We start from the raw sequence: 13,489 nt of genomic DNA, 5'->3' as shown, positions 1-13,489 counted from the left end.
TCACCAGACCCGCGAACCTGCTCATATTGGAATCTGGACGCGCTTGTCTGGCTGGCTACACTCTAGAACGCTACGTGCCGCTACCTGGGCAGGGCCGATATTCGGTGGCGTCCCAGGACCATGCTCGACAGCCTGCGTTCAGAAACGACTTCCGTCGATAATGATCAGGACAGGTGGTTCTATGCAGACCGGCAGTACTGCTCGCCCGGCGCCAGTCGCGGTTATCGGCTTGTCACACAGCCCCTCGACGATTCCACCGGACGAAGCAGTATTTCGGGCGCTGGAAAATGCTGGAGTTGCTCCGGAACGGCTTCGGAATACGGCGGCCGGTGTGTTCGCCATGGCGCACGCCGACCTGATCGCCACCCGACTGGGTGCTCTCGGGCCCGCCGTGACCTTGGACATCCAGCCCGCCGGGGTGGTGCACCTGGCCTGCCAGAGCATTCACGCCGGCGAGTCCGAACTCGCGCTCGCCGGGGTGGTTTCACCCGGTGGAAGCAGCGGATTCCTGCTGCTGAAGCCGATGCCTGCCGCGGTGGCCGACCGTGACCCGATCCACTGCGTGATCGACGGTAGCGCGCTGGGCCGGGGGCGGGTCGCACAGCAGGCCTGTGCTCGCGCCGAGGTGCACCGCGACAGCATCCAGTTCCTGTGGCGGCGCGGGTACCACTCGGGCAAGGCTGCGCTGGACAGAGTGTTCGACGGCGACGAGCCGGGCGGCGAGGACGACGCGGTGACGGCTCTCCTGGAGATGCCAGTGCTGCTCAACCGCAGGCAGGTTCCCGTCGCTGACGCTCCGATCGACCTGAACCGCCGCTTGACCGCGGTGCTCTGCTCCGCGGACGACGCCGGAACGGTCTGCGCATTGGTGCTGTCAGAACCACCCGCGCGCCCGTCGTCGTCGACCAGGCCCGGGGTCCGGACGCTGCCGTTGTTGCTGTCGGCCGACAGCGAAGAGACCTTGCGCGGCAAGGCGGAAAGCCTGCGCGTCCACCTGACCGAGCCCAGCAGCCCCGACCTGCTGGACACCGCACACACGCTGGCGGTCGCACGGCCGCACCTACCGCATCGGGCCGTAGTCCTCGCCAGTGACCGCGCGGAGCTCGCCGACGGACTCGGTGAAGTCGCGGCTGGCAGGGGTGGCACGGCGAAGGCCGGCACTGGGCGCAAGGTGGCTTTCCTCTTTCCCGGTGAGGGCGGGCAGCGGGCGGGCATGGGACGTGAGCTGTACTCGATGTTCGACGTGTTCGCCGACGCGCTCGACGAGGTGTGCCACCACCTGGACGCGGTGTCCACCTGGTCGGTACGCGGTCTGCTGCTCGGCGATGGCCGCACTGAGGTCGCACCTGCCGACGAGGCGCTGTACACCGAGGATGCGCTGTTCGCCGTCCAGCTGGCGCTGTTCCGCCAGTTCGAGCACTGTGGCGTGCGCCCGGACTTCGTGGCGGGGCATTCAGTTGGGGAACTGGCTGCGGCGACGGCCGCCGGGGTGTACTCGCTGCCTGATGTGTGCGCCTTCCTGGCCGAGCGGATCAGGTTGTTCCGGGAGAAGACACCCGTCGGCGGCATTATGATCGCGATGCGCGTCACCGAGGCGGAGGCGCTGGAATCGTTGTCCGGGCTCGAACACCTGGCCGGGATCTCCGCGGTGAACGCCCCGAACTCCGTGGTCGTGTCCGGGGACCGGGAAACCGTGCTGCGGATCGCCGGACTGTGGTCGGATCGTGGCCGCAAGGTGAAGCAGCTGCCAGTCGACCGGGCTTTCCACTCCCCACACATGGCCGCGATGGCCGGTGACTTCGAGCAATTCGCCCGTGGTCTTTCGCCCCGGCCGCCGCGTATCCCGCTCGTCCCGGTGCACACCGGGTTCGGCTCGGACCCCGACGTGGTCTGCCGTCCTGAGTACTGGGGCGCGCAGCTACGCGGGACCGGGCACTTCCTCAACTGCGTGACCAGCCTCGACGCGGCGGGCGTCGACACCTACGTGGACATGAGCGCGAGTGGTGTGCTCGCCGCGCTGGTCGAGGAGACACTGCCCGAGTCCGCTGCCGGGAACGTGCTCGTCACCGCCGCGCTGCGCGGCGAGTCCGATCCGCACGCCGTGCTCGGCACGCTGGGCGAGTTGCACACCCACGGTGTCCCGGTGGACTGGCCCGAGGTCTTCCGCGGCTGGGGCGGCCGGCGCACGCACCTGCCGACCGAACCGATCCAGCCCGCCCGTGCCACCTCCCGGCCGACGGATCTGCCCAGGTTGATCCGGACCGAGGTCGAGGCGATGTTCAAGGGCGGCTACCGGCCGGGCCGGTCGTTCGTCGAGCTCGGACTGGACTCCGTGGCCGCCGTGGAACTGGTGAACCGGTTGCGCAGGCGGACTGGGCTGAAGATCGCCACGGCCGCGCTGTTCGACCACCCCACCCCGAACCAGTTGGCCGCGCACCTGGACAGCCACGCGTCCCAGCCGGTTGCCGTGGTCCCGCGCCGGAGCGGTTCCGACGAGCCGATCGCCATCGTCGGGATGAGCTGCCGGTTCCCCGGCGGAGTGCAGTCGCCGGAGGACCTCTGGCAGCTGGTCGTCTCGGGTCGTGACGTCATCTCGTCGATGCCGGAGGACCGCGGCTGGGACTTGGCTGCCCTGTACGACCCGGAACGACAGCGGCCGGGCACGACCTATGTGCGCAAGGGCGGGTTCCTCCACGACGCCGCCGGGTTCGATCCCGCGTTCTTCGGCATCGGTGGGCACGAGGCTCTCGAGATGGACCCTCAGCAGCGGCTGCTGCTTGAATTGTCCTGGGAGGCGTTCGAACGGGCCGGCATCGACCCCGCCGCGCTGCGCGGCAGTGACACCGGGGTCTACGCCGGGTTGAGCCACAACGACTATGGCATCGGCCCCGGGTACGCCGGTTGGACCGCGCGTCCGCATTTGGCGATCGGGACCGCGGCCAGCGTGGCCTCCGGCCGGATCTCGTTCACCTTCGGGCTGCAGGGGCCCAATCTGTCCATCGACACGGCATGCTCGTCGTCACTGGTCGGGCTGCACCTCGCCGCCGCCGCGCTGCGCCGTGGCGAGTGCTCGCTGGCGCTGGCGGGCGCGGTGAACGTGCTGTCCTCACCGATGGTGTTCGTGGAGTTCAGCCGCCAGGGCGGGCTCGCGCCGGACGCACGGGTGAAACCGTTCGCCGAGGGCGCTGACGGCACCGTCTGGGCCGAGGGCGGTGGGATGTTCGTGCTGGAGCGGTACTCCGACGCGCGCCGCAACGGCCATCCGGTTCTCGCTTTGATCACGGGGTCGGCGGTCAACTCGGACGGAGCGAGCAACGGGCTCACCGCGCCCAACGGCGTCGCCCAGCACCGGCTGCTGGTCTCCGCACTCGCTGACGCCCGGCTGCGGCCGTCGGACGTGGACGTCGCGGAGGCGCACGGCACAGGCACGAAGCTCGGTGACCCGATCGAGGCCGGCGCTCTGCTGGCGGCCTACGGGGCGCATCGGCCGCCGGACCGGCCGCTGCTGGTGGGCTCCTTGAAGTCCAATCTGGGCCACACTCTGGCCGCGGCAGGCGCGGCCGGGCTGATCAAGATGGTGCTGGCAATGCGGCACGGCGTGGTCCCGGCGACCCTGAACATCGACCAGCCCAGCTCCCACGTGGATTGGCGCGCGGGACTGAGGTTGGTCACCGAGCAGATGCCGTGGCCTGATCACGGCCCGCCCCGGCGGGCGTGCGTGTCGTCGTTCGGGATCGGCGGGACCAATGCCCACATGATCCTTCAGCAGCCACCCGCGCAGGCGGAGACCATGGCGGAGCCCGTCGCGTCCGTCTGGCCAATGTGGACAGTTTCGGGCGGTTCGGGAGCGGCTCTGCGCGCCCAGGCGGGCCGGCTGGCCGCGCATTGGGACGCCCACCCCGATCTCAGCGAGCGCGACGTCGGCTTCTCGCTGGCCACGACGCGGTCGGCGCTGGCGCATCGGGCCGTGCTCACTGGCGGTGACCGGGATCGGCTGCGGCGCTCGCTGACCGCGCTGGCAACGGGCAAACCCGACCCCGACCTCATTGTCGGCGTGGTAGCCGAGGGCGGCTTGGCCTTCCTGCTCACCGGTCAGGGGAGCCAGCGAGTGGGCATGGGACGCGAGCTGTATGCCGCGTATCCGGTCTTCGCCGCCGCATTCGACGAGGTGTGCGCCGGGCTGGGCCTGCCGGTGAAGGAGACGGTGTTCGGTACGGATCAGCAACACCTCGACCGGACGGAATTCGCCCAGACCGGCCTGTTCGCCCTCGAAGTGGCGCTGTTTCGGCTGTTCGAGAGCTGGGGTATCCGGCCGGATCTGCTGCTGGGGCATTCCATCGGTGAGCTGGCCGCCGCCCACCTGGCCGGAGTGCTGTCCCTGCGGGACGCGTGCACGCTGGTCGCGGCGCGGGGCTCGCTCATGCAGGCGTTGCCCGAGGGCGGCGCGATGTACGCGGTGGCGACTTCGGAGGACGAGGTCGCGCAGTTGCCCCCGGATGTGTCGGTGGCAGCGGTGAACGGCCCCAGGTCGGTGGTGATCTCCGGGACCGAGGAGGCGGTCGTCGCGCTGGCGGAGCGGTTGCGAGCCCAGGGACGCAAGACCAGGCGCCTGCAGGTCAGCCACGCGTTCCATTCCTCCCTGATGGATCCCATGCTCGACGAGTTCCGCGCGGTCGCGGAAAGCCTGACCTACCACCCACCCGAGATCCCCATCGTGTCCGATCTGACCGGGCGGCTGGCCACCACCGACGAGCTGTGTTCGCCCGAGTACTGGGTCCGCCACATACGTGGCACGGTCAGGTTCCTCGACGGGATGCGGACGTTGCAAGACGAGGGCGTCAACACGTTCCTGGAACTGGGACCGGAAACGACGCTCACCGTGATGGCCGCCGACTGCCTCACCGAAACCGCCGACGCGGCGGTGATCCCCGTCCTGCGCCGCGACGACGTGCTCGGCGCCGTCGCGGCGCTGCATGTCCGTGGCCACGGGCCGGACTGGCCGGCGTGGTATGCCGGCAGCGGGGCGCGACGAGTGGACCTGCCGACGTATGCCTTCCAGCGCAAGCGGTTCTGGCTGATGCCCGACGCGGTCGAGAGCCACTCCCAGCAGACCCACGCGGCCTTCTGGGAGGCCGTTGAGCGCGACGACCTTCAGCGCCTGACCGATCTGTTGGGCACGAGCACCGACCGGAAGTTCAGCGAACTGCTGCCCGCGATGGCGCGGTGGCGACGCAGCCATGACCGGGAAGCCGCGATGGACCGGCTGCGGTACCGGATCGCCTGGCAACCCGGGGCGGACCAGGCCGCCTGCCTGCGGAACTGGCTGATCGTGCACTCCGAGGACCTACCCGTGCCAGAACCACTCGGCGACAAGCTCGGCGCCCAGACGCTGCCCATCGGTATCGGTGCGGGCCGCGCGGAGATCGCCGAGCGCCTTGCGTCGTCCGTAAGTGACGGCGAACCGATCGACGGGGTGCTGTCCCTGCTGGCCCTGGATGAGCGGGGGCATCCGGGAACGGCCGAGGTACCCGCCGGGCTCGCGCTGACCACCGCGCTGATCCAGGCCATGGGGGACGCCGAACTCGAAGTGCCGTTGTGGTGCGCGACACAGGGAGCGGTGTCCACGGGCCACGGTGACCGGCTCAGCAGCCCGGTGCAGGCCATGGTGTGGGGATTCGGCCGGGTCGCGGCGCTGGAGCACCCAAATCGGTGGGGCGGGTTGGTCGATCTACCACTCACGGTGGATTCACCGGCGGCCGAACGATTGGCCGGTGTGCTCTCCTCCGCGGAGGATCAGGTCGCCGTGCGCGCCTCCGGGATGTTCGTCCGGCGCCTGCTGCACGCGCCGGTCGGAACTGGACCCCGACGCGACTGGCCATCGCGCGGTACCACGCTCATCACCGGCGCGTTCGGCGCGCTGGGCAGGCAGCTTGCCAGGTGGCTGGCCGCTAAGGGCATCGAACGACTGCTCCTGACAGGCAGGCATGCGAGTGATCCCGAGCTGGTCGCCGAGTTGACCGCGCTCGGCGCCGAGGTCGACGTCGCCGCCTGCGACGTGGCCGACCGGGAAGCGGTGGCAGCCCTGCTCGCCGGGATCCCCGAGGACCGCCCGCTGACCGCGGTCGTGCACGCGGCCGGGGTGCTCGACGACGGCGTGATCGACGCGCTGGACCCGCAACGGCTCGCGCGAGTCTTGCGGGCCAAGGTCGCAGGCGCGAAGAACCTCCACGAGCTCGCCGGCGGAGAGCTGAAGGCGTTCGTGCTGTTCTCCTCCGCCACCGGCGCGGTCGGCAACGCCGGCCAGGCCAATTATGCGGCAGCCAATACCTACCTCGACGCGCTGGCAGAACAACGTCGCGCCGACGGGCTCGCGGCCACGTCGGTGGCCTGGGGACCGTGGGGGGCCGGTGGCATGGCGGTGGACGGGGCGGAGGCGCAGATCGTGGCCGCGCGACTGCGCCGCAACGGCATGACGGTGCTCGACCCGGACCTGGCGATCGCCGCGCTGGACCTGGCCTTCGCACAGGACGAGTCCGGACTGGTGGTCGCGGATGTCGATTGGGCCCGGTTCATTTCGGTGTTCGCGACCACCCGGCACAGCCCCTTGCTCGTGGACCTGTCCGAAGCGCGGCAGAGCAAGGCCGCTGCGCCGTCCGCGGAGGTCTCCTCGTTTGTCCGGCGGCTGGCCGGAGTATCGCAGGCCGAGCGTGTCCGTGCGCTGCGCAATCTGGTGTGCCACCACGCCGCCCAGGCGCTCGGGCACGACTCGGTCGAGGCGATCCTGCCTGGGAAACCCTTCCATGAGCAGGGGCTCAGCTCCCTGGGCGTGGTGGAGCTGCGCAACCAGCTGAGTGCGGTGACCGGACTGCGGGTGCCCGCGAGCGCGTTGTTCGACCATCCCACGCCCACCGCGCTGGCCGGCTACCTCGACGCCGAACTCGCTCCGGCCCCGGCCGCTGCGCAACCTGAACGCCCAGTGCAGGAGGAGCTCGAGACGGCGGATCTCGACACCCTGCTGAGCCGCGCCGAACAAGAACTCGACTTGGCAGCAAGGGACCGTCTCGATGACTGACGACCGCAAGTTACTCGACACCCTGCAGCGCCTCACCACCACGCTGCGGGACACACGGGAACGCCTGCGTGCGGTCGAGGCGAGCGCACACGAGCCGATCGCCATCGTGGGTATGGGCTGCCGGTTGCCCGGTGGGGCGAACGACCCGGACGGACTGTGGCGGCTGATCGACGCCGGCCGGGACGCGGTCACGCCGTTTCCTACCGACCGTGGCTGGGCAGAGGAGTTCACCGGCGCGGGGGCGTTCATTTCCGACGTGGCCTGGTTCGACGCGGGCTTCTTCGGAATCAGTCCCCGTGAGGCCCTGTGGATGGACCCGCAACAGCGACTGATGCTGGAGATTTCGTGGGAGGCGGTGGAACGGGCCGGAATCGACCCGATGTCCCTGCGCGGCTCGCGGACGGGGGTGTTCACCGGGACCAGCGACCAGGACTACCGCAGTCTGTTCGGCGAGCCCAGCAACCACCACGAGGACGGTGACCACCTGGCGATCGCCACCTCCGCGGGCGTGCTGTCCGGGCGAGTCGCCTACCTGCTCGGCTTGACGGGCCCGTCGGTCTCGATTGACACCGCGTGCTCGTCCTCGCTGGTGGCATTGCATCTAGCAGTCCGGTCGCTGCGCGCGAGGGAATGCGATCTCGCGCTGGCCGGGGGCGTGTTGGTGATGGCCACGCCCAGCGTGTTCACCGTCTTCCAGCGCCAGGGCGCGCTGGCCGCGGACGGCCGGTGCAAAGCGTTCGCGGAGGCCGCGGACGGTATGGGATGGGGCGAGGGAGCCGGGGTCGTGGTCGTCGAGCGGCTGACCGATGCCCTCACCCATGGCCACCCGGTGCTCGCCGTGGTGCGGGGCACCGCGATCAACTCCGACGGGGCGTCCAACGGGCTGACCGCACCCAACGGGCTCGCACAGCAGCACGTCATCCGCGACGCGTTGGCCGACGCGGGGCTGCGCAGCCAGGATGTGGACGCCGTCGAGGCGCACGGCACGGGAACCCGGCTCGGCGACCCGGTCGAGGCGGCCGCGGTGCAGGCAGCCTACGGCCGTGACCGGGAAACCCCGCTGGTACTCGGGTCAGTGAAGTCGAACATCGGGCACACGCAGGCCGCTGCCGGCATCTGCGGAGTGATGAAGATGGTTCTCGCGCTGCGCCACCAGACCCTTCCGAAGACGCTGCACGTGGACAGCGCGTCGTCGCATGTGGACTGGGGGGCGGGCGCGGTGGAACTGCTCACAGAAAGCCGCCCCTGGCAGTCGAGCGCGGGCCGTCCTCGGCGCGCCGGGGTGTCCGCGTTCGGTATCAGTGGCACCAATGCCCACGTGATCCTCGAAGAGGCGCCGCCCGCCGAAGCGCCGGCCGTCGGCCCAGCGCGGCCACTGCCGTGGGTGCTCTCGGCTCGGACCGATTCCGCGCTGCGCACCAAGGCGAGGCAGCTGCTATCACATGTGGACGGTAGGGATCCCTCGGGTATCGCGCAGGCGCTGGTCACCTCCCGCAGTACGTTCGAGCGTCGTGCCGTGGTGCTCGACCCGGATCCCCTGCCCGGGCTGACCGCGTTGAGCCGGGGTGACGCCGTACCGGGCCTGATAACGGGCACTGCGGACCTGATGGGCAAGGTGGTGTTCGTCTTCCCCGGTCAGGGTGGTCAGTGGGCGGGAATGGCCGCAGACCTGCTGGACGCGTCGCCGACGTTCCGAGAGGACATCCACCGCTGCGCCGAAGCGCTGGCGCCACATGTCGACTGGGACCTGCTCGCGGTGCTGCGGCAGCAGCCGGGCGCACCCTCGCTGGAGCGAGTGGACGTGGTGCAGCCGGCGCTGTTCGCGGTCATGGTCTCCCTCGCTGGCCTCTGGCGGTCTTGCGGCATCGAGCCGGATGCTGTGGTGGGGCACAGCCAGGGGGAGATCGCCGCCGCCTACGTCGCCGGCGCGCTGTCCCTCGAGCACGCCGCGTTGGTGGTCGCCCGGCGCGCGAAGGTGCTGACGGCACTGTCCGGCCGTGGCGGCATGGCTTCGGTGGAGATGCCTGCGGACGAACTGCGGGACCGACTGTGCGAGCGGCTGTCGATCGCGACGGTCAATGGACCGGGGTCGGCGGTGGTCGCCGGCGCCACCGACGCGCTCGATGCCTTGCTGGCGGGCTTGGCCGAGTCCGGTGTGCGGGTGCGGAAGCTGGCGGTGGACTACGCGTCCCACTCGCCTCAGGTGGAGCTCATCCGCGACCGCGTCCTCGCCGAGTTGGCACCGGTGTCGCCGAAGGCCACGGACCTCCCATTCCACTCCTCGGTAACCGGTGCCGTGCTCGCCGGGACCGAGCTGGATGCCGGGTACTGGTACCGGAACCTGCGCATGCCGGTGAGGTTCGACGAGGCAGTCGCCGGGCTCGCGGTGCCGGAACACTCGTTCTTCGTGGAGGTAGGCCCGCATCCCGTGCTGGTCCCGGCGATGCGGGCGGCCGTCGATGACAAGGCCGTGGTCGTGGGATCGCTGCGCCGAGGGGAAAACGGCCGCAGAGCGCTTCTCGCCTCGCTCGCCGAGCTGTACGTCCGCGGTCTGTGTCCGCAATGGACTGCCTGGGCAGGCCCGGAAGCGCCCGAATTTACCGAGCTGCCGACTTATCCGTTCGAACGCAAGCGGTTCTGGCTGACCCCGCGTAAGTCCGAAAGCGTTGGTCATCCTGTCCTGGATACGCCGGTGGAGCTGGCGGACAGCGACGAGCTGGTGCTGACCGGGCGCCTGTCGGTGGCGTCGGCTCCGTGGTTGGCTGATCACCGGGTGCTGGATGAGGTCATCCTGCCCGGAACCGCCTGGCTGGAGTTCGCATTGCGCGCGGGCGCCGCGGCAGGCTGCGCCACGGTGGAGGAACTCACCCTGGAACGGCCACTGGTTCTACCGGACGACGGTGCGGCGACGGTCCAGCTGCGTGTCGGTGCACCGGACAATACCGGGCGCCGTGGGCTGACCCTCCATGCGAAAGTGGACGGTGCGCGCTGGGTGTGTCACGGCGAGGGCGTGCTCAGTCCGGCGCACGCCGAGCCCGAGATGCTCGAGGAGTGGCCACCCGCCGGCGCGGAGGTGGTCCCGCACACCGGCCTTTACGCCGCACTGGTTGGGCACGGGTTGCGATATGGCCCCGCATTCCAAGGTTTGCGGACAGTGTGGCGGCGCGGCGGCGCGGTCTTCGCCGAGGTGGCGTGCCCGGTGGACGCACGCGGCTTCGTGGTCCACCCGGCACTTCTGGATTCCGCTCTGCACGCTCTCGGACTCAGCGGCGAGGCAGCACCGGGCGAAGGACCGGTGCTCCCGTTCGTGTGGACCGGTGTGACCGCGCACACAGCTGAACCGGCGACGCTGCGAGTGCGGCTGAGCGGGTCGGTCGATGACGGGGTGCGGCTGACGGTGACCGATGGCGCGGGCATGCCGGTGTTGTCGGTGGACTCGCTGGTGCTGCGATCAGCTGCCGTACGAAGCGATGCGCCGCGGGACGCGCTGTTCCGGAACAAGTGGGTCGAGGTGGGCGCGGCGAGCAGTGTCGCCTCGGAGACAGTCGCGGCCGTGGGTCTCGAGACCGACCACTTCCCCGTTTTTCCGGATCTGGCGGAACTGGAGAAGGCGGTCTCCGCGGGTCTGCCACCGCCGGGCGCGGTGCTTGTCCCCGGCTCCAGCGGCTCGGTGCGGGAGTCCGCGGGCCGCGCGCTGAGACTGGCCCAGCGATGGAGCACGCGTCCGGAGTTCGCCGCGTCCAGGCTGGTGTTCCTCACCTCGGGCGCGGTGGCGGCCAGGACCGGCGACGACGTCAGCGACCTGGCCGGCGCGGCCGTCATCGGCCTGATTCGGTCGGCGCAGACCGAGGAACCCGGCCGGTTCGTCCTGCTGGACGCCGACGAGATCACCCCACTGACGATCAGCGCTGCCCTGGCCTCGAACGAACCGGAAGTCGCCGTGCGGGGCGGGCAGCTGCTGGCACGCCGCCTGGTGCGGGCCTTCCCACAGGGGCCGGCGAAGTTCGCCGGGGCTGAGGACACCGTGCTGATCACCGGTGGGACCGGCACACTCGGCGGGCTGCTGGCCCGTCACCTGGTCACTGTGCACGGGGTGCGACAGTTGGTCCTGGTCAGTCGCCGGGGTGACGCGCCAGGGTTGCGGGACGAACTCACCGCGCTGGGCGCCACCGTCACTGTGGCCGCCTGCGACGTCGCGGACCGGGCAGAGGTGGCCGAGCTGCTCGACGCACACCAGCCGACGATCGTCGTCCACGCGGCCGGGGTGCTCGACGACGGCGTGGTGATGACCATGACCGAGGACCGCCTCGGCGCTGTCCTGCGGCCGAAGGCGGAGGCGGCGCTCGTCCTGCACGAGCTGACTCAGGATCTGCCGCTGAAGTCGTTCGTGCTGTTCTCCTCGGCTGCCGCCACCGTGGGCAGCGCGGGCCAGTCGAACTACGCCGCCGCCAACGCTGTGCTCGACGCACTGGCCCACCATCGGCGCGCGCGAGGACTTCCCGCGGTGTCGCTTGCCTGGGGCCTGTGGGCCGAACGCAGTGACATGACCCGCCATCTGGACACGGCGACCGACTCGCTGTCCACGAAGGAGGCATTGGCGCTGTTCGACACCGCGGTCGAGCTGGCCGATCCGGTGCTGGTGCCCGCCCGGCTCGACCTGCGTGGCCAGGCCAGGCCCCTGCTGCGGGAGCTGGTGAGCCAGCCGGAGGCTTCGAACGGGGATCAGCGTCAGCTGCTCGACCTGCTCGGGGAACCGGAGCGGGAACGGGCCCTGCTCGATCTGGTGCTGGAGAAGGTCGCGGTGACCCTCGGGCACCACGGCACGGACGAGCTCAGGCCGCAGGCCAAGTTCCTGGAGATGGGTGTGGACTCACTGGCTGCGGTCAGCATCCGCAACCACCTCACCGAGGCACTCGACCTGCGGCTGCGGCCGACCGTCACCTTCGACCATCCAACGCCGCTGTTGCTGGTCGGGCATCTGATGAAGGTGCTGGCCCAGGGCGAGGACGAACCGGCCACGCAAGAGGACAGCGAGACCGTCAGAGAGCGGTTCCTCCGGGCCAGGGCGGCCGGATGGGAGAAATCACGAACGTTCTTCACCTCGCTGGACGAGCTGCCTGAGATCCCCCGACCGGTCCGGCTGGCAAGGGGCCCGCAAGGACTGGCACTGGTTTGTGTCACCGCGGTCGTTGGCACGTCGGATCCGGTGCAGTATTCCCGCCTGGCAAAGCCGTTCCAGGGTGAACGAGACGTCTGGGCGCTGCGGCAGCCGGGTTTCCGCGATGGCGAGGCGCTCCCGAAGACCAAGGATGTGCTGCTGGAGATGCACGCAGCCGGTCTGCGTGCGGAACTGCGAGAGCGGCCGTTCGTGCTCACCGGCCTGTCGTCCGGTGGTCTGATCGCTCACATGCTCGCCCGGTACCTGTGCGACCAGGGCACCCCGCCGGCCGGTGTCGTCGTGCTGGACAGCTACGACTCCAGCGAGTTCAGCCGGATCGGCCCACTGCTACCCGGTCTGGGTGAGCAATTGGAGCTCCGGTTGGAGGACCCGACATTCGTGATGTCCGGCGACGACAGCTGGATCACCGCCACGCCGCATTACCAGACACTCGATCCGACGCTCACTGATCTGCCGATCCCCGTGCTGTTCGTGCGTGCGGGGGAACCGCTGGAGGGCTGGCCGGCAGACTGGGAACCCGTCTGGCCGTTCGACGACACCACCGTCATCACCCGCGGCAACCATTTCACCATGTTGGAGGATCATGCCCCGTACACAGCGGCCCTGATACGTGACTGGATCCGGACCACCTTCGACTGAGTCGGACGCGGTGTCCTACACCAGCCCGCGCTGGCGGGCTGCTCCGCTCCAACTTCGCTCGCCGGATCTGGCGGACCGCCTGCGACGACGGCCCTCAGATCCTTCCCAGCGCGGTTTCGGGGTGACCTCTACCCGGCAAAACTGGGCAGACCGCTACCGATCGGGGTAGGGGTCTTGATCTTCCGGGAGCAGTGTGCTTCCGTTTTGCTCCCGATTCCATGGTCAACGATCTTCGAAACGAAAATCCCAGGCCGTTGACCTGGGATTTGTTGGATGAATTTTCGGCACACGCAGGAGGTCTCACCGAGGCGGACATAGCGGCCGACTATGTGGCCGGTCAGGCGCAAGGTCGAGCCGGCGTTGCCGGCGTGGTGGCCGTACGTCGACCGAAGACGTGCTGGCTGCCAGGGCAGTTGTTAACGCCGCTGATGATCAGCTTCGGTAACCCGCCGTGGGCTGCGTCATGATCTTGACAACGCATCTGGCGCAGCCGAATATTTCAGCCATTCGACAAATGATTCAAAGCGTTCTAGAGCTTCGCCCTCAGACACGGTCGGCGCCGAGGGCTTCGGATTCAACCGGCTCGCCGTCGACCACCT

Annotated in this window: 2 protein-coding genes; both read left to right on the top strand. The window is 69.6% G+C overall.

Features of this window, described 5'->3' with window-relative positions:
• Positions 1–340: 340 nt before the first annotated feature.
• A complete protein-coding gene (locus Amac_RS06310; protein ID WP_246268121.1) occupies positions 341–7,072 on the top strand; it encodes a type I polyketide synthase in 6,732 nt (2,243 codons plus the stop codon).
• Complete coding sequence (locus Amac_RS06305; protein WP_155353362.1) at positions 7,065–12,890, top strand: type I polyketide synthase; 5,826 nt, start codon at positions 7,065–7,067, stop codon at positions 12,888–12,890. The genes Amac_RS06310 and Amac_RS06305 overlap by 8 nt, the downstream gene beginning before the upstream one ends.
• The last annotated feature ends 599 nt before the right edge of the window (positions 12,891–13,489 follow it).

It is taken from the genome of Acrocarpospora macrocephala (assembly GCF_009687865.1).
Classification (GTDB): Bacteria; Actinomycetota; Actinomycetes; order Streptosporangiales; family Streptosporangiaceae; genus Acrocarpospora; species Acrocarpospora macrocephala.
The sequence above is the reverse complement of the archived record's forward strand: the minus strand, read 5'-3'. Positions and strand labels throughout refer to the sequence as shown.